Consider the following 18,800-nt stretch of genomic DNA (forward strand, 5'->3'; position numbering starts at 1 on the left):
GAGCACCACCGGAATTGTTCAGGCTATTCCGCCGCAGGCGTCTCAACCGAAGAAATAAGCGGCGCAGTATAGCATGGGCCGCACACTAGCGATATAAACCCTGTTCGTCAATATAACGTTGTACTGATGGTGAGATCATATCATCGCACCGCCTGCCGGCGTGGCGGCGCTCGCGGATTGAGGAGGCCGAAATATCCAGCAGTGGCGTTTGCGCCAGATAGATAAGTCCGGCAGGTTGTCGGTGTAGCTGGCGCGCATCGCGCGTCAGCCTGGCTTCTAACCAGGATTGCAGCGCCGGGGTAGCCATAGTAGCGCCATATCCCGGTCTAGCGCAAACCAGTAGATGGCAGATATCCAGTAACTCCAGTCCCCGGTGCCACTGCGGCAGGCTGAGCAGCGAATCCTGTCCGATAATAAAACCCAAGGGTGCGTTTGCCCCCCGTTCGCGGCGTAGTGTTTCAAAGGTTTCTACGGTCCAGGAGGGGTTGGCGCGTCGAAGCTCCCGATCGTCTATATCTAACAGTGAACTCCCAACATCGTCGATGGCCAACTGGACCATGGTCAGCCGCTGTAGCGCAGTGGCTTCAGGCTGTGGGCGATGGGGAGGCACGTTATTGGGCAGCAAGGTTACGCGTTGTAAACCGACCAAACCGGCAAGGGCTATTACCGGTTTAATATGTCCGTAATGTATCGGATCAAATGTTCCGCCGAACAATGCGGCCAGCGCATTCTCTCGGGGTGAGGTGATGATTGTAGTCATTCCAGGGTCTCAAACAGGACACTATCATCCATTTTGTTACACAATAGCAGCGACAGGGCATCAAAATCGGTCCAAACCGGATAACCGTAGTCCTGTTTTAGCGTAATTTCCATTCGGGTCATTAACGCCACCGCCTGGTGGAGTTGCCGGGGTGACAGATGTTGTAATGCCAGGGTCAGCAATGAACGGCGATTTTGCCAAACCTTATGCTGATCGAACAAGGTGCGCAGCGGCACTGACGACGTTTGTCGTTGCAAGGTCAGCAGCATCAGGACTTCACGTTGCACGGTACGCAACAGGATCACCGGTTCGCACGCTTCTTGGCGCAGTTGTCGAAGAATATGTCCGGCTCGTTTACCCTTGGCCGCCAGCAGCGCATCAACCCAATGAAAGGGGGTAAAGTGGGCTGCATCATTGACTGATGTTTCCACCCGAGGCAAGGTTAGACTGCCATCGGGGTAAATCAGCGATAATCGTTCCAGCGCCTGGGACAATGCCAGTAGGTTGCCCTCATAGCAATAACACAACAGCTGATTGGCCGCATCGTCAAGCGTAAGCCCCATGATTTTGGCGCGCGCAGCCACCCAGCGCGGCAGTTGCGCCTGTTCAGGTGTCGTGCAGGTGACCAGCGCCGCGTCGCGGCCAAGGGCTTTGAACCAGGCGCTATTTTCCTGGCCCCGGGTGAGTTTGGTTCCACGCAGGATGAGTAGCAGATCCGCATGCAGCAACGTGGACAGCTGCAGCAGTTTTTCACCTATTGGTGCACTGACGCCATTTTCCGGCAAGATTAACTGCAGCGTCTGGCGATTGGCGAACAGGCTCATCGCTTGGCATAGACTGAAAATTTCATCCCAGTCCGTAGACGCGTCAAGGGACCGGGTGAAATGTTCGCTAAACTGCTGCGATTCAGCTTGGTGGCGTATCTTATCCTGACTTTCCTGCAGCAGTAGGGGATCATTGCCGAACAAGAGATAACAGGCGCGCAGCCCCTCTTGCAGTTGCGCGCCCAATTGCTCGGGGTAAAGCCTGATCATTGTATTTCCTGAACCGCCGGTTTAATCCCCAGTTTTGCGTCAACGGCGCTGCTGTCTTCCTCGGCAGTCTGCACCGCCACCAGCTTGCGCACGAGCTGTTGTGCAGCCTGCTCACGCAGTTCCTGGCGGATAATATCGCCTTCGTTATCCTTTGCCAGCGCGGTAAGCGGGTTATCAAAGAACGAACGGAATACCCGGATAGTAATAGGAAACAGATCCTTACCCGGAATCAGCACTTGGGCATTGACCTCAAGCACTAATTGATATTCGGCAGTTTTACCATCCCGGAATATCGAAATGGTTTGTCGGCCCTCAGACGAGCCGGTGATACGCAACGATGGCAGTTTTTTACTGCGTGGATCCTTGTCCTTGACAACAGTGACATCGCTTAGACGCAGCTGTTCACGCACCGAGCGGGTCAGAGGTCCATAGGGATCGTAACTGTTTAAGGTTAACGTTTTTAATTCTTTTGGCACGCTTGTGGTGCCGCGCAGATGATAACCACAGCCCGCGGTAACCAGTACCGCGAACCCCAGCAGCAACGCTATAGTACGATGATGCACAACGTCTCCTTGGCTTAACTCGCAACCAGATTAAGCAATTTTCCCGGTACATAAATCACTTTACGTATCTGGACCCCTTCAAGATGTTTCGCCACCAAATGTTCCTGCATGGCGCGTTCACGCACCAGCGCTTCATCAGCATCGGCGGGTACGGTGATCCTGCCGCGCAGTTTACCATTGACTTGTATCACCACCAGCTTGGCATCTTCAATCATCGCCGAGTCATCGGTTACCGGCCATGGCGCGTTATCAATATCCCCTTCGCCGCCCAGGGCGTGCCACAACTCAAAGCTGGCGTGTGGGGTAAACGGATAAAGCATCCGCACCACCGCCAGTAAGGCTTCTTGCAGCAAGGCACGATCCTGCACCGTTGATTGCGACACCCTGGCCAGTTTGTTCATCAACTCCATAATCGCGGCGATGGCGGTATTGAAGGTCTGGCGGCGACCGATATCATCAGTCACTTTGGCGATGGTTTTGTGCAGCTCTCGACGCACGGATTTTTGTGCATCGTTCAGCGTACCCGCATCCAATTTCCCGGCTGGGCCTTGGGACGTATGGTCAAATACCAGTTTCCAGACGCGTTTCAGGAAGCGGTTGGCTCCCTCAACGCCGGTTTCTTGCCACTCCAGCGTCATTTCAGCCGGCGAGGCGAACATCATAAACAGCCTGACGGTATCGGCACCGTATTTTTTCACCATAATCTGCGGGTCGATGCCGTTGTTTTTCGATTTTGACATTTTGCTCATGCCGGCATAAATCAGTTCACGACCTGTGGTATCGGTGGCTTTGGTGATACGGCCTTTTTCATCCCGCGCTACCTCGACATCCGCCGGCGAAACCCAAATTTGTTCGCCGCCGTCGCCGAGGTAAAAAAAGGCATCCGCCAGCACCATTCCCTGGCACAGCAGGCGTTTGGCCGGTTCATCAGAGGTTACCAGACCGGCGTCGCGCATCAGTTTATGATAAAAACGGAAATACATCAGGTGCATGATGGCATGCTCGATGCCGCCAACATATTGATCCACCGGCAGCCAGTAGTTGGCGGCGGCGGGATCCAGCATGCCCTGATCATAGTGTGGACAGGTGTAGCGCGCGTAGTACCAGGATGATTCCATAAACGTATCGAACGTATCGGTTTCACGCAGCGCCGGTCGGCCGTTAACGGTGGTTTTCGCCCATTCGGGATCGGCTTTGATCGGACTGGTAATACCATCCATGATCACATCTTCCGGCAACAGTACGGGTAACTGGTCGTCTGGAGTCGGAATGACGGTGCCATCTTCCAGCGTCACCATGGGGATTGGTGCTCCCCAATAACGCTGGCGTGATACGCCCCAATCGCGCAGACGGTAATTCACCTTACGTTCGCCCACACCGGTGGCCACCAGCTTGTCGGCGATGGCGTTGAATCCAGCGGTGTGTTCCAGGCCATCGAATTCACCCGAGTTAAACAGCACACCTTTTTCTGTCATGGCCTGATGCGTCAGATCCGGTGCTGTGCCGTCGACGGACAGGATCACCGGTTTAATCGTCAGACCGTACTTGGTGGCGAATTCCCAGTCGCGCTGGTCGTGGCCGGGTACCGCCATCACTGCGCCGGTGCCATATTCCATCAGCACAAAGTTGGCGACCCAAATGGGCACCGGAGCTCCGGTTAACGGATGGATGGCGAACAGACCGGTATCCATACCGCTCTTCTCCATGGTCGCCATTTCAGCCTCGGCCACTTTAGTATTGCGGCATTCAGCGATAAAATTGGCCAGGGCGGGGTTGCCAGCGGCGGCTTGCACGGACAGCGGATGGCCAGCGGCGACGGCCACGTAGGTGACGCCCATAAACGTATCGGGACGGGTGGTATAGACCGACAGTGTCTGATCGCTGTTGGCTACGTCGAAGCGGATTTCCACCCCTTCAGAGCGGCCGATCCAGTTGCGCTGCATGGTTTTTACCTGCTCTGGCCAGTGCTCAAGTTTATCCAGCCCGTAGAGCAGTTGATCGGCATAAGCGGTGATTTTCACGAACCACTGAGGGATCTCCTTGCGCTCAACCTTGGTGCCACAGCGCCAGCAGCCGCCGTCAATAACCTGTTCATTAGCCAGCACGGTTTGGTCATGAGGACACCAGTTCACCGCCGAGGTCTTTTTATAGACCAGGCCTTTTTCATATAAGCGGGCAAAAAACCACTGTTCCCAGCGGTAATAATCTGGCCGGCAGGTGGTGACTTCACGATCCCAGTCAAAACCGAAGCCCAACAGCTTAAGCTGAGTCTTCATGTAATCGATATTGGCATAGGTCCACGGGGCGGGGGCGGTCTTGTTTTTTACCGCAGCGCCTTCAGCCGGCAGGCCAAATGCATCCCAGCCGATAGGCTGCAACACATTTTTTCCCAGCATGCGCTGGTAGCGAGAGATCACATCGCCGATGGTGTAGTTGCGCACGTGGCCCATATGTAGGCGACCCGAGGGATAAGGCAACATGGACAGGCAATAGTATTTTTCCTTACCGGCATCCTCGGTGACTTTAAATGTTTGACGATCTTGCCAGTGAAGCTGGACGTTGGATTCTATCTCTTCCGGGCGATATTGCTCTTGCATGGCAGCCAGTGGTCCTTTAAGTGAATATAGCTATACCCGTCTTCTTGCAATGTGAAATCGTTTGGGTATGCGCTCGCATTACGTACCTGAGTGGGGTATCGAGCGATTATAAGTAAAAGATCCGCATAGCATAGCTGATAAGCAACGCTGGCAACAACACTCTGCGATGCCCACTCGCGTATTTATACCCCCAATCGGCCGGATCAGGCCTATTTATTCCGTTGCACCGAGTCTAATGGCGGGTGAGATCTCCTTTTTAGACTAAAATAATCAGTACGATATCCATAATGCGGCGTTGGGTAGGCCATTGTGGGTCATGCCGTCGAATTTCAGGAGAAGATAATGGACAAGGTTGCGCAATATTACCGTAAATTCGTGGCCTCGCTAAGCCAACAATTGGAGCAGGGCGAGAGGGATATTGATGTGTTGGTTGACGGTGCACGTAAACGCCTACAGGCTACCGGCGATCTTACTGCTGAAGAAGTGACCAACGTGATACATGCGGTGCGGCGCGATTTGGAAGAATTTGCCCTCAGTTATCAAGAAAGTCATGTTACCAATACAGACAGTGTTTTTACCCGGGTGATCAAGGAAAGTCTGTGGCAGGAACTGGCGGACATTACTGATAAAACACAGTTGGAGTGGCGCGAAGTGTTCAAGGATGTGAGCCATCACGGGGTGTATACCAGCGGCGAGGTGGTGGGTTTAGGCAATTTGGTCTGTGAACGTTGTCACCACTCGCTGGCGTTTTACACGCCGGAAGTCCTGCAGCTATGCCCGGAATGTGGCTTTGACCAGTTTCAGCGCCAGCCGTTCGACTAGCGGTCTGACCCAAGCTTCGTTAGCATCGCGCGTGGCGTGCATCGCCACGTGCCCTACGTCTAAGATCGCTGGCCCGCACGGGCCAGGCGGATGATCATCGGGGGTTAATGTAATATTTTGGCCAGGAAATCCCGAGCGCGATCGGTTTGCGGATGCTGGAAGAATGCCTCTTTATGCGTGTCCTCAACGATTTTGCCTTCATCCATGAAGATCACCCGGTTGGCCACTTTGCGGGCAAAACCCATCTCATGCGTCACCACCATCATGGTCATACCGTCCTGCGCCAGTTCCACCATTACGTCCAGCACTTCGTTAATCATTTCTGGGTCGAGAGCCGAGGTGGGTTCATCAAACAACATGGCCACCGGATCCATACACAATGCGCGTGCAATGGCGACGCGCTGTTGCTGTCCGCCGGATAACTGGCCGGGATATTTATTGGCCTGAACGGATAAGCCAACCCGCTCCAGGAGCTTAAGACCCTTATCGCGTGAGGCGTCTTTATTGCGCTTAAGGACTTTTACCTGTGCCAGCGTCAGATTATCAATGATGGATAAGTGTGGGAACAGTTCAAAATGTTGAAATACCATCCCCACTTTAGCCCGCAGTTGGGCCAGGTTAGTGTTTTTGTCATTGACGATAATATCGTTGACCATAATTTGCCCGCGCTGGATGGGCTCCAGTCCGTTGACGGTTTTGATTAGGGTGGACTTCCCCGATCCAGACGGACCGCATACCACCACGACTTCGCCGGTTTCCACCTCCGTCGAACAATCATTTAGAACCTGAAAATGGCCATACCATTTCGAAATATTTTTCAGGGAAATCATCTAACCGTCCTTTTTTTCAAATAATTCACCAGCAGCGAAGCGCTGAGACTCATCACAAAATAAACCGCGCCGGCGAACAGGATCATCTCAACCTGGGTTCCGTCTCGTTCCCCCACGGTCGAGGCAGCACGGAAAAAGTCCGCTAGGCTTAATACATAAACCAATGATGTATCTTGGAACAGTACAATACCCTGTGTCAGCAGTAGCGGTACCATGGCGCGAAACGCCTGCGGCAGCACAACCAATTGCATAGATTGCCAAGGGGTCATACCCAAGGCCAGTGCGGCGGCACCCTGTCCCCGGGAGATACTGATGATGCCTGCGCGGATAATTTCCGAATAATAAGCGGCTTCAAATAGCGCAAAGGCCACCATGGCGGAAATCAGGCGGATATCGGTTTTGGGCGATAGCCCCAGGACTTTTTGCAAAAAACTGGGCACCACCAGGTAAAACCATAGCAGTACCATCAATAATGGCACCGAGCGGAACAGGTTTACGTAAAGTTTGGCAAACCAGCTAATAGGCCGTAGTGGTGATAAGCGCATCACCGCCAGTAGCGTGCCCCAAATAATGCCGAAAAATACGGCGGTAATCGTGATTTTCAAGGTGACAGCCATGCCCTGCAGCATATAGGGTAGGCTGGGAATCACCGAACTCCAGTCAAATTGGTACATCATTTACCTCCCACATGACCGGGCAAACGAACCTTGCGCTCAACCAAATGCATAAAGAACATTATTACAGCGTTAATGATGAGATAACCGACGGTGATGGCAGTGAATGATTCATAGGCATGGGCTGAGTAATCCAACAGCCTGCCGGCCTGTGCCGCCATATCCACCAGACCGATAGTGGACGCCACTGCGGAGTTTTTCACCAGGTTAAGCATTTCAGACGTCATTGGCGGCACGATAACGCGATAGGCATTAGGCAACAATACGTACCGGTAGGTTTGGGGCAACGTGAGTCCCATAGCCAGGCCAGCGGCCTGCTGACCTGAAGGTAACGACTGGATACCGGCGCGTACTTGCTCGCAAACACGGGCGGCGGTAAACAACCCCAGGCAAATCATCGATGACACAAAAAATTGGATGTTCGGATTTAATTGCGATTTAAACCACATGCCAATATTGGTAGGTAACAGCTCCGGTACCACCAAATACCAAATAAAAAATTGCACAATTAAAGGTACGTTACGGAATAATTCGACATAACAGGTACCTAAACCGGAGAGGAAACGGTTTGGCACCGTGCGCAGCACGCCAAAGAGTGAACCGACCAGCAAGGCGATAATCCAGGCGCAAGCGGAAACGGCAACGGTCACTTTGAATCCCGACCAAATCCAGCCGAGATACGTCGTATTGCCAAATGGGGCGGCTTCAAAAAAAATGCCCCAATTCCAATCTATTGACATAAAAAACTCCGGTAAAAAAGGGTAGCATCGCTACCCTGAAAACAGATAAAGGCCTAAATCCGCCATGCCGCAGACCACGACTGCGTCGCATCTGACTCTCTTGGCCTGGGTCAATCGAAGGGTCGGGGTGTTCAACCTACCCTTACTGTTATTAGGCTATACCCGTCATACTTCTCGCTGTAGGTGCGAATACTCGGCCCTTTTCTGAGCTTCACCCCTAACGGGGCCACGACAGGTTGGGATCAAATCTGCTTGGCAGAATTGTCCTGGTCTATCTCAACCACTTCGCTCAGTGGCTGAGAATTCACTGTGTCGCCGCTTTAGTGCAACTCATATTATTTAGGGTATAAATCCAACCTAGTTAACGGCTTTATCGTTGGGGGCTTTGAACAATTGTTTGACGTCATCGGACATATCGAAATTCATATTCAGATTCTTTGGCGGAATAGGTTGTTTAAACCAGGTGTCGTACCATTTTGCCGCTTCGCCCGACGTTTGTATGGAAGCAATAGTGTCATCCACCAGCGTCTTAAACTGCGGATCGTCTTTACGCATCATGCAGCCGTAAGCTTCTTTTGACTGGGGAGTGCCGACAATAGCCCACTCAGCAGGATTTTTCGACTTGGCACGTTCGCCCGCCAGTAACGCATCATCCATCATAAAGGCCACTGCACGCCCGGTTTCCAACGTACGGAACGAGTCACCGTGGTCTTTAGTGGCGATAATGCGCATATTCATGTGCTTTTCGTCATTGAGTTTATGCAGCAACACTTCGGAGGTGGTGCCAGCCGTCACCACCACGGTTTTACCGGCCAGGTCGGCAAAGTCTTTAATGTCACTGCCTTTTTTTACCGCAAGACGGGTACCAATGATAAACAGAGTATTGGAGAACGCGACCTGTTGCTGGCGCTCAAGGTTATTGGTTGTTGATCCACATTCAAAATCATAGGTGCCGTTTTGCAGCAGCGGGATACGGTTTTGCGAGGTGATCGGCAGATATTTAACCTGCAGATTAGGCGCATCAATTTTTTTCTTGATAGCATCTACAATAGCATTTGAATAAGCTTGGGAATAACCCACCACTTTTTGCTGATTGTCATAATAGGAAAATGGAACCGACGATTCCCGGTGACCTACTACGATCACACCGTTATCTTTGATTTTCTTGAGAGTGCCGGTCAGATCTTCGGCATGAGCCATACTGCTGGCCATGCTCAGAACCAATAAAGATAAAGCCAATTTGCGTATTTGCATCTTCCATCTCCTTTGCTGTCACTGCGATGCTCAAGGGATAAGCGCACCGCAATTATGAGTATCACGTTAAGCTTTGGATCCAACCTAAAGCGTAAAATCAGAATGGGTCGTGTTAAAAAAGTAGTCGAATGTAAATAATTTGAAGTGAAAAAGTTTGCGTTCTGTGAGTTGCAGCGCACCAATAGATGACATTTAACCCTGGTATGCACAATAACAGTGCTACATATGCACCAAAACGGAGCGATGCGTGTGCAAACAGCGCGGCAAAAAACAGTCTATTACAACGTTTCTTACGTTATACAGCAAAAAACATGCCAGACAAATAATTTGCTAGGTAATAGGGTGCCGGCTTAGTAAAAGCGCCACGCCCTTGGTTCACCACCATCCGGTCGGGCAGTTACGCTGTTTTTTTTGCATTGACGGAGATGGCCACATGGGCTTTGAAAATATCCAGCGCCCTCGGCACCAGCGCGGGGTCGGCATGTTTGTCGGCATTCCATAGGTCGGCGAAGCTGATGGCCCGCCCGCAGTGGATGAAAACCTCCTCTACCTGAATGATAATGACGCTCTTGGCTGGCTGCTGGCTCAGTGGAAAACGGCAGCATAATGCCGGATCAATGGAGATGTGTGCCCGGCCGTTGACGCGAAATCCCTCGCTCCACCCTGGGATCAGGAACAGCATGCCGACCCACGGGTTTTGCAGAATGTTACTCAAGCCGTCGAGGCGGTTATTGCCCGACCTATCCGGCAGCAACAGTGTTTTTTCATCCTCCACGTGCACAAAACCCGGTTCACCACCTTTGGGCGAACAGTCAATGCCATTGGCGCCCTGGGTACCGAGAATAAGGAAAGGTGAGAGTGCTATCAGCCGCTGGGCATAAGTGTCTAAAGAATCGATTTGTTTTTGTACTACTGCTTTATTCGGTTGGGCATAGTGCTCGCGTAATTGGGCGGGCTCGTTGAGTAAATAACGGGCATCAGGGTTCATACAAGGCTCACCGGTCATATGTCACAAGGATGTTGCATGACGCACGATAACAGCAATGAGAATGATTAACAATAATTAGGATGGTCAGTGTTGGCGGGCCAACCGGAACAGCATCGATGTTCCGGTTGGGGATGGGTTAATGGCGACGGCGGCTGAATACCAGCGCAATAAACCCCAACAATAGCGTGACAACCCACAGCGGCCAGTCACCGAAGCGGGCATAGGGTGTCATGCCGGTGGTAGGTGTGACACGCGTGTTTAATACGCCACGGGTAAATTGCGGCAACATGGCGTCAACCGCGCCGTCGGCGCCGACTACCGCGGTAACGCCGTTATTGGTGCCGCGCAGCAGTGGCCGCCCCAATTCTAGCGCCCGCATGCGCGCCATCTGGAAATGTTGCCATGGGCCGATGGAGTGGCCAAACCAGGCATCATTGGAGATAGTGAGCAGGAAATCCGTATCGGGGCGGAAATTATCCCGCACCTGAGACCCCAGGATGATTTCGTAACAGATGGCGGCGGTCAATTTCATTCCCGCCGCCTTTAGCTGCGGCTGGATATAATTGCCGCGGCTAAATGAGGACATCGGCAGGTTAAACAGGGGGGCCAGCGGGCGCAGCAAGCTCTCAAATGGCACAAATTCCCCGAACGGGACCAAATGATGCTTCATGTAACGGTCTTGGGTTGGATAATGATAAGGGGTGGGCTCGCCCAGCACCAGGATGGTGTTAAAGTAACTGTAGCCATGGTGAGTGGGCCGGCTGTCGATGATACCGGTGATCAGGCTGGTATGCTGCTCGCGCAGCAGTTGATCCAACTGGCCAAGAAATTTCGGCTGATCGGTTTCGTCATCCGGAATGGCGGATTCTGGCCAGATAATCAGTTGCGCCTTGCCCAGTGCGGCGCGACTGTGATCAAGGTAGATATCAAGCGTAGGCCGTACCTGCTCGGGTTGCCATTTAAGTGATTGGGCGATATTGCCCTGTACCAGGGCCACATTAATCGCCTTTGCATCCTGCGGTGTGTACCAATGCAGCGTACGTAATGGCCAGGGCAGCAACAGTAACGCCAGTGCGCACACGCCGGTTAACGGGCGGCGAAGCGCCACGGCCGCCACGGCCAAACCGCTGATGGCCATCAGCATAAAGGTGATGCTTTCAATGCCAAACAGGGGTGCCAGACCTTTAAGGGGACCGTCGATTTGCGTGTAACCAAACTGCAGCCAAGGCAGACCGGTCATCACCCAGCCACGCAGGAACTCGGTTATCTGCCACAGTACCGGCGCGCCCAACGCCAGCCGCCAGAGGGATGTGCGAGGCCAAATACGTGCCAGCAGACCGCTAAACAGCATGGGATACAGCGCCAGATAAGCCGCCAGTAGCGCGACCAAGGCGACATTCACCGGACCGGGCAGGCCGCCGAACTGGGCGATACTGACATAAATCCAACTCATCCCGGTACTGAACAGGCCAAAGCCCCAGATAAAACCGAGCCAGCAGGCTTGGCGCGGCGTACGATTCAACGTCACCGACAGCAGGCCAATCAGTGACAGAATGGCCGCTGGCCAGACGTTATACGGGGAAAAAGCCAGGGTACCGCAAGCGCCGGTCAATAACGCCAGCAGTACACGTATCCACTGGCGTTCAAATCGCAGTGCATTCGCCATGTAAAATTTATTCTTCCATTATCGGTTGAGGTGAATCGTCGGGGATCTTAACATGAACCTGGATAATACGCCGACTATCGGCCATGGCGACCTTAAAGATATAACCATCTATTTCAATGGTTTCGCCACGAGCAGGCAGATGTCCGAACGCCTGCATGACCAGACCACCAATGGTATCCACCTCTTCGTCACTAAAGTGGGTGCCAAACGTATCATTGAAATCTTCTATGGGCGTCAAGGCGCGGATGGTGAAGGTATGGCGATTGAGCTGGCGAATATCCCGGTCTTCCTCATCATCGTATTCATCCTCGATTTCGCCAACGATCAGTTCCAGAATGTCTTCTATGGTGACCAGTCCCGACACGCCGCCGAATTCATCAATCACAATAGCCATATGATAACGCTGAGAGCGGAATTCCTTTAGCATACGGTCAACCCGTTTGCTTTCCGGTACCACAACGGCGGGGCGCAACACTTTATCCATACTGAACGGTTGGGAATTGCTGAGCATAAACGGCAGCAGATCCTTGGCCATCAGGATCCCCTCAATATGGTCCTTGTCCTCGCTTATCACCGGAAAACGGGAATGGGCGGACTCTATAATGACGTCTAGGCACTCTTCCAAGGATTGATTGTTTTTGAGGGTCACTATTTGTGAGCGGGGGATCATGATATCCCGGACACGTTGCTCGGCAATGTCCATAACGCCTTCGAGCATATCTCGTGTGTCGGGATCAATCAGCTCATTTTGTTCAGAATCGCGGATAAGATCCAGCAAATCGTTACGATTCTTAGGTTCTCCATGAAATAGCTGATTGAGGATAAGGGTAAAAAAGCCCTTTTTGGGACTGGGGCTGTCGTTGCTTTGCGAATGGTCGTCGCTCATGGCGTTTAGTTAATTTCACTCTTAGTGGATAGTGAGGAATAGTCGCCGACCCCAACGGAGGGAGCGGCATGTTTTATTACAAATCTTTTTCAGCAAGATAGGGATCTGGATAACCCAAAGATTGCATGATTTCGGCTTCTAGTGCTTCCATCTCTTCGGCTTCGTCATCCAGAATATGATCATACCCTAGCAGATGCAGGCAGCCATGGACAACCATATGCGCCCAGTGAGCGTCCAGGGCTACCGTTTGTTCCAGCGCTTCACGCTCAACCACCTGGCGACAGATCACCAAATCACCAAGCAGCGGTAGCTCAACCTGTGGTGGTGCCTCAAAAGGAAACGACAACACATTAGTGGATTTATCTTTACCCCGGTAAGTCAGGTTCAGTTCATGACTTTCCGCTTCATCCACCAGGCGAATCGTGACCTCAGCCTCGGGTTGGAACTGTGGCAGCACGCCTTCAAGCCAACGCATAAAGGTTGTTTCATCCGGCAAACCGTGGGTGTCTTCACAGGCTAGCTGCAGATCAAGAATGATGCCGCTCATTTTGACTGCTCCCCGTCACCGGCCAGCGGTGACCGCTCGACTGGCACGCTGTAGTGTGTTTGCCCTTCGCGCCGACGCTGTTCGCTAAGCGCGTCCTTGCGTTTTTGATCGGCGGCTTCCCAAGCTTCATAGGCAACCACAATACGGGCCACCACGGGGTGGCGCACCACATCTTCGCTATGGAAAAAATTAAAGCTGATTTCCTCCACGTCGGCCAGCACTTCGATGGCGTGACGCAGGCCGGATTTTGCATTGCGCGGTAAGTCAATCTGGGTAATATCACCCGTGATCACCGCTTTGGAATTAAATCCGATGCGCGTGAGAAACATCTTCATCTGTTCGATGGTGGTGTTTTGACTCTCATCAAGAATGATAAAAGCATCATTTAGTGTGCGGCCACGCATATAGGCCAGCGGCGCCACTTCAATCACGTTGCGTTCTATCAGTTTTTCCACGCGTTCAAAGCCTAGCATCTCAAACAAGGCATCGTATAACGGTCTGAGGTAAGGATCGACCTTCTGGCTGAGATCGCCAGGTAAAAAACCCAGCTTTTCACCGGCTTCCACTGCCGGTCGGGTGAGCAGTATGCGACGAATCTCTTGACGCTCCAGGGCGTCCACTGCCGCTGCTACCGCCAGATAGGTTTTCCCGGTACCGGCCGGGCCAACGCCAAAGGTGATATCGTGGTCGAGAATATGGGCAATATACTGTGCCTGATTGGGGGTCCGGGGCTTGATCATACCGCGCTTGGTCTGGATATTCACCGCTTTGCCAAAATCGGGCACGCTTTCGGCGGTCTGTTCCAGCACTCGGCTCTCTTTAATCGCCAGGTGAATTTTTTCCGGCTTAATATCGGTCATGACGCCGCGTACTGGCGCGGTATCTACATACAATGTGCGCAGGATATTGGCTGCGGCATCGACGCACAGCGTATTGCCGACCAGTTTAAAAGCATTGTCGCGACGATTGATCTCAATGCCCAACCGGCGTTCAAGTTGTTTGATATTGTCATCGAACGGTCCGCAGAGACTCATTAAGCGGGTGTTGTCAGCGGGCTCTAGCACGATTTCTTTAGTGTCGACGTTCAAGCTTTTCCTCGGGGCCTATTGGCCATGTTAGAGAATATCATTATCTACAGTCCGGCGCTTGGGGGGCAATGGCTGCCTATCATGCTTTATAAATGAAGCAAACCGCCGCCAGCGTCAAGGATACAGATCGTTAAAATCATATGGGGGCACAATAAGTGAAATGCAACCAAGAAGTGAAATGCAATCAATAATGAAACAAGTATAGGGGATACCCGTCATCCTTCGAACCGCAGATGCGTTGGCTGCGCGCATTCACCCGAGTCACTTACCTGAGTAAGCTCCTCGGGATTTTCTCGCTTGCCGCAGCTCGAAAGCTATAGGGTGTGCCCGTCATCGTTCACGCTGCAGATGCGTTGGTGCCGGGGGGATCATGGCTGCCAGGTTCCCACGCCAATGTCATTTTCCTTGCGGGTACGAGCAATCACCGAGGCCGGGGTTTCGTTAACCCGCAGTCCCATTTGATCTTCGGTGCGAACGACCACGCCGCGCAGTGAATTGGGGTTGACATCAACGATCTCGACATCGACGAACTTGCCAATCATATCCGGCGTGCCTTCGAAATTGACCACGCGGTTATTTTCGGTACGCCCTGCCAGTTCCATAAGGCTTTTGCGCGAGGTTCCTTCCACCAAGATGCGCTGCACGGTACCTTGCATGCGGCGGCTGAACTGCATGGCTTGTTGAATAATCCGTTGCTGCAGGATATGCAGTCGCTGTTTTTTCTCTTCTTCGCTCACATCGTCAACCATATCGGCTGCAGGTGTACCGGGACGAGCGGAGTAGATGAAACTGTAGCTGGTATCAAAATTCACATCGGCTATCAGCTTCATGGTTTGCTCGAAATCGGCCTGCGTCTCGCCAGGAAAACCGATGATAAAATCCGAGCTGACCTGAATGCCCGGGCGGGCCTGGTGCAGTTTTCGGATAATCGATTTATATTCCAATACGGTATGCGCACGTTTCATCATGGTCAGAATGCGATCCGAGCCGCTTTGTACCGGCAGATGCACGAAGCTGACCAGCTCCGGTGTGTCGAGGTAGACTTCGACAATATCATCCGTAAATTCAATGGGATGACTGGTGGTGAAACGGACCCGATCGATACCATCAATGGCCGCTACCAGGCGCAGCAGTTCGGCGAAGGTGCAAATATCACCGCCATAGCTGGCGCCGCGATAGGCGTTGACGTTTTGTCCCAACAGGTTCACTTCGCGCACGCCTTGTGACGCCAGTTGGGCGATTTCAAACAGCACATCGTCGCAGGGACGACTGACTTCCTCGCCTCGGGTATAAGGCACGACGCAGAAGGAACAGTACTTGTTGCAGCCTTCCATAATGGAGACAAACGCGGAAGGACCGTCGGCGCGCGGTTCCGGTAACCGATCGAATTTCTCGATTTCCGGGAAGCTGATATCCACCACCGGGCTGCGGTTGCCACGCACCTGGTTGATCATTTCCGGCAGGCGATGCAGGGTCTGTGGTCCGAAGATGATATCCACATAATGAGCGCGCTCGCGAATATGCGCGCCTTCCTGTGATGCCACGCATCCGCCGACACCAATGATCAAATCCGGATTGGCTTCTTTCAGTGCTCGCCAGCGGCCCAATTGATGGAACACTTTTTCTTGTGCCTTTTCGCGAATGGAGCAGGTATTGAGCAGCAATACGTCCGCTTCTTCAGCGTTATCCGTCAATTGATAGCCATGGGTGCTATCCAGTAAGTCGGCCATCTTAGATGAATCGTACTCATTCATCTGACAACCCCAGGTTTTGATATGCAGTTTTTTTGTCATCGGCTTGCCATTACTCGGTGCAGGGAAAAAGCCCTTGGGCTCATGCAGGGCGCATATTGTAATCCTTTGGCGTTGTTGTGACCAGTACGCCGCGCATCGGGTGCTCTTTCATAATGAAAAATTGCGTTACACTAAGCAAATGTTTAATGACTGTCATAAGCCTGGCCGAAATGAATATAAATAAAACGTCTTTTGATGCTGTGGTCGCGGGCGGAGGAATGGTGGGTGCCACCGAGGCGCTGCTGCTGGCTCAGGCCGGCCTGAGGGTCTTAGTCTTGGATCAGGCCCCCCCTCAATCGAGGGCAGCGGATTCCTCACCTGACCTTCGGGTCTCGGCTATTGGTCGCGCGTCAGTTGACCTGTTGCGTCAGGTCGGTGCGTGGCAACGTATGGATAGCCATTATTGTGTTCCTTACCGTCGGCTGGAAACCTGGGAGTGGGAACGGTCTCTGGTCTCGTTTGATTCTGCCTCCCTTAATCTGCCGGAACTTGGCTTTATGGTGGAAAATCACCGGCTACAGCAGGCATTGTGGCAGGCATTCACGGCGTGTGAATCCTTAACGTTATGTTGTCCAGCCTCGTTGCTGGACATGCGTTATGAAGGCGAACGCTGGCACCTGGCGTTGGATACTGGCGAAACTGTCGATACCCGGTTGCTCATCGGTGCCGACGGGGCGCGCTCGGTCGTCCGACAGCGGGCGGGGATCGGTAGCGACGGTTGGCAATATCGGCAGTCCTGCCTGTTAATCACGGTGGAATGTCCTTATGAGCAGCAGGATGTGACCTGGCAGGTGTTCACCCCAGATGGGCCTCGGGCGTTTTTACCGCTCTATGACCATTGGGCTTCGTTGGTGTGGTATGACAGCGCGGCGCGTATAGAGCAATTGCAGGCGCTTGGATTACCGGCACTTGAGCAGGAGGTACTAAAGCATTTTCCTCAGCGTCTTGGTGCGGTGAAGGTGCGCAGTGTCGGCGCGTTTCCCTTGACGCGCAGTCATGCACGGCAGTATGTCCAGCCCGGTTTAGCGTTAATTGGCGATGCAGCGCATACCATCAATCCGTTAGCGGGGCAGGGGGTTAATCTGGGCTTTCGTGACGCAAAAGAGTTGGCTGACGTGGTGATTGGCGCCCGGGATCATCAAGAACCCTGGGCCGATATGCGGATATTAAAGCGCTATCAGTATCGTCGTTATGGCGACAATATGCTGATGCAAAGTGGCATGGATCTGTTTTATTCCGCGTTCGGCAACAACCTGCCGCCGGTGCGGTTAGTGCGTAATCTCGGCCTCATGCTCGCTCAGCGTGCTGGTGGGCTGAAAAACCTCGCATTGCGGTATGCCTTGGGGCTATGAATCTATAGCGCATTGCACTAAATGAGCAAAGTCATTCCCATTTATTGGTCATTGCCTTATGCAACAAGCCCAGACTGGTGAGACAAACGAGGATGGGCTCTATCTGACGGGATTGACCAAGGGCGTCATTACCGTCATCTTTGGAGCCGCAGGTGTGGTGGTGATATTTAAACACCGATCGCTTTCTTGATTAAGTACATCTTACCACTTGCCCTGCAGCCCTGGTCTATATCCTTGCCGTTACATTGCTAGAATTTTCTCTTTCTGCGCGCTGAATTCCTGATCGTTTAGTATTCCACGTTCTTTCAGCGAGGCCAGTTTCTCCAACTGGGTGATCACGTCATGGGAAGACGGAGCGTTGCATGTTCTCGTGGCGTTCGGCTGTCTATGTAAATTTTCCCGTGCTGTGTTCACCATATTGGTAAACGGAGTGACTGCCCCTTTCATGACGTTTTCTATCATATAGTTTTGGTCGGCGGTACTGAGAGTGACGTTGCCGGTCATCATACGGGTTCTTCCACCTACCGAGACGATACTGGCCAGATCGAGGGTGACCTGCTTAAGACCGTTGACGAGGCCTTTATCTAAAAAGATGATGCGGTAGTTGGTCAGGGTAATCAGCCAGGTATTACCGCCCATCAGGCCGGATGCGACGGCCAAGGGGTATTCATCGTCGGCGAGGATGTCCGGCAAATGGTAGAATTCTTTTTTAGTGCCGAAGGGCATGTCCCCAACCAGTTTGGCCAGGCGTTTGTACTCAATTTTTAGCTCTTCGTTAGTCGCTGTCTTAAAGTTAATCATCGTTGATTCCCAATGAATAATTGTCAATTTTTTAATTAACTGCGTATGAATTTACCCTATAAATGGCACAAACAAAGGGTTGAACAACACCCAGTAATGTGGTCATTTTATCAACTAACATAAATTGCACAAATGGTAACGATCTCTTTGCCGCAGCCGACATGCCGTTTCCGAATTTGCATAACTGGGGATTGTGCACTTAATTTTGTGCGCGATACCATGATCTGGGAGTACTGAGCGAGCGTTTAGTTGCATGAAGGATGCAAAAACCCATTTTTTATTATACAGCGGGCTGCGGGTAATGATAGGGGGGGATATTTGAAAAGCTGTGCGTAACTAAGCTAAGCGGGTTAGGTTGACTGTAGGCAAGGAGCACGGTTAGTCGGGCGTCGTTTAGTGTTATGT

At 52.4% G+C, this 18,800-nt stretch carries 17 protein-coding genes; 2 read left to right on the forward strand and 15 right to left on the reverse strand.

The annotated features are described in order from the left end of the window. Positions 1-85: 85 nt before the first annotated feature. Genes nadD through leuS form a run of 4 tightly spaced genes read right to left on the reverse strand, consistent with a single transcriptional unit; the run spans position 86 to position 4,954 of the window. Positions 86-760: a nicotinate-nucleotide adenylyltransferase gene (gene nadD, locus SJI19_RS17190; RefSeq protein WP_323479501.1), complete on the reverse strand. Its 675-nt coding sequence runs from the start codon at positions 758-760 to the stop codon at positions 86-88. Further along, positions 757-1,794: a DNA polymerase III subunit delta gene (gene holA, locus SJI19_RS17195; protein WP_323479502.1), complete on the reverse strand. Its 1,038-nt coding sequence runs from the start codon at positions 1,792-1,794 to the stop codon at positions 757-759. Before holA ends, nadD begins: the two co-directional genes overlap by 4 nt. After that, positions 1,791-2,357 carry an LPS assembly lipoprotein LptE gene (gene lptE, locus SJI19_RS17200; RefSeq protein ID WP_323479503.1) on the reverse strand — a complete coding sequence of 189 codons (567 nt, stop codon included), beginning with the start codon at positions 2,355-2,357 and terminating at the stop codon, positions 1,791-1,793. Before lptE ends, holA begins: the two co-directional genes overlap by 4 nt. 14 nt (positions 2,358-2,371) lie before the next feature. Further along, entirely contained in the window at positions 2,372-4,954 is a 2,583-nt protein-coding gene (gene leuS, locus SJI19_RS17205) for a leucine--tRNA ligase (RefSeq protein WP_323479504.1), read from the reverse strand. Positions 4,955-5,296: 342 nt separating this feature from the next. Here leuS and SJI19_RS17210 point away from each other — a divergent pair, with 342 nt between their 5' ends. After that, a complete protein-coding gene (locus SJI19_RS17210) occupies positions 5,297-5,776 on the forward strand; it encodes a zinc ribbon-containing protein (RefSeq protein WP_323479505.1) in 480 nt (159 codons plus the stop codon). Positions 5,777-5,880: 104 nt separating this feature from the next. Here the strand turns inward: SJI19_RS17210 and SJI19_RS17215 are convergent, their stop codons facing one another. The 10 genes from SJI19_RS17215 to miaB all read right to left on the reverse strand — a co-directional run bounded on the left by SJI19_RS17215 (position 5,881) and on the right by miaB (position 16,242). Then, positions 5,881-6,606 carry an amino acid ABC transporter ATP-binding protein gene (locus tag SJI19_RS17215; protein ID WP_323479506.1) on the reverse strand — a complete coding sequence of 242 codons (726 nt, stop codon included), beginning with the start codon at positions 6,604-6,606 and terminating at the stop codon, positions 5,881-5,883. After that, positions 6,603-7,280, reverse strand: a complete 678-nt coding sequence (gene gltK / locus SJI19_RS17220) for a glutamate/aspartate ABC transporter permease GltK (protein ID WP_323479555.1) — start codon at positions 7,278-7,280, stop codon at positions 6,603-6,605. Before gltK ends, SJI19_RS17215 begins: the two co-directional genes overlap by 4 nt. Further along, positions 7,280-8,020 (reverse strand): amino acid ABC transporter permease, encoded by a 741-nt coding sequence (locus SJI19_RS17225; RefSeq protein ID WP_323479507.1) that lies wholly within the window; start codon positions 8,018-8,020, stop codon positions 7,280-7,282. The genes gltK and SJI19_RS17225 overlap by 1 nt, the downstream gene beginning before the upstream one ends. 357 nt (positions 8,021-8,377) lie before the next feature. Next, entirely contained in the window at positions 8,378-9,274 is an 897-nt protein-coding gene (locus tag SJI19_RS17230) for an amino acid ABC transporter substrate-binding protein (RefSeq protein WP_323479508.1), read from the reverse strand. 397 nt (positions 9,275-9,671) lie between these two features. Beyond that, positions 9,672-10,262, reverse strand: coding sequence for an MSMEG_1061 family FMN-dependent PPOX-type flavoprotein (locus SJI19_RS17235; protein WP_323479509.1), 591 nt, complete (start codon positions 10,260-10,262; stop codon positions 9,672-9,674). A gap of 136 nt (positions 10,263-10,398) precedes the next feature. Beyond that, complete coding sequence (gene lnt, locus SJI19_RS17240; RefSeq protein ID WP_323479510.1) at positions 10,399-11,928, reverse strand: apolipoprotein N-acyltransferase; 1,530 nt, start codon at positions 11,926-11,928, stop codon at positions 10,399-10,401. Between the two features lie 7 nt (positions 11,929-11,935). After that, positions 11,936-12,814: a CNNM family magnesium/cobalt transport protein CorC gene (corC, locus tag SJI19_RS17245; protein ID WP_323479511.1), complete on the reverse strand. Its 879-nt coding sequence runs from the start codon at positions 12,812-12,814 to the stop codon at positions 11,936-11,938. 76 nt (positions 12,815-12,890) lie between these two features. Next, positions 12,891-13,361, reverse strand: coding sequence for an rRNA maturation RNase YbeY (gene ybeY / locus SJI19_RS17250; RefSeq protein WP_323479512.1), 471 nt, complete (start codon positions 13,359-13,361; stop codon positions 12,891-12,893). Further along, positions 13,358-14,449: a PhoH family protein gene (locus SJI19_RS17255; protein ID WP_416347557.1), complete on the reverse strand. Its 1,092-nt coding sequence runs from the start codon at positions 14,447-14,449 to the stop codon at positions 13,358-13,360. Before SJI19_RS17255 ends, ybeY begins: the two co-directional genes overlap by 4 nt. A gap of 368 nt (positions 14,450-14,817) precedes the next feature. Next, positions 14,818-16,242: a tRNA (N6-isopentenyl adenosine(37)-C2)-methylthiotransferase MiaB gene (gene miaB / locus SJI19_RS17260; RefSeq protein ID WP_323479513.1), complete on the reverse strand. Its 1,425-nt coding sequence runs from the start codon at positions 16,240-16,242 to the stop codon at positions 14,818-14,820. Positions 16,243-16,412: 170 nt separating this feature from the next. On the opposite strand from miaB, the gene ubiF reads away from it, so the two are divergent. Further along, entirely contained in the window at positions 16,413-17,594 is a 1,182-nt protein-coding gene (gene ubiF / locus SJI19_RS17265) for a 3-demethoxyubiquinol 3-hydroxylase (RefSeq protein WP_323479557.1), read from the forward strand. A 240-nt stretch (positions 17,595-17,834) separates the two neighbouring features. Here ubiF and SJI19_RS17270 read toward each other — a convergent pair whose 3' ends face one another. Next, on the reverse strand, positions 17,835-18,395 hold the full coding sequence (locus SJI19_RS17270; protein WP_323479514.1) for a PH domain-containing protein: 561 nt from the start codon (positions 18,393-18,395) through the stop codon (positions 17,835-17,837). Positions 18,396-18,800: the final 405 nt, after the last annotated feature.

The organism is Acerihabitans sp. TG2 (assembly GCF_035013185.1).
GTDB lineage: Bacteria > Pseudomonadota > Gammaproteobacteria > Enterobacterales > Enterobacteriaceae > Acerihabitans.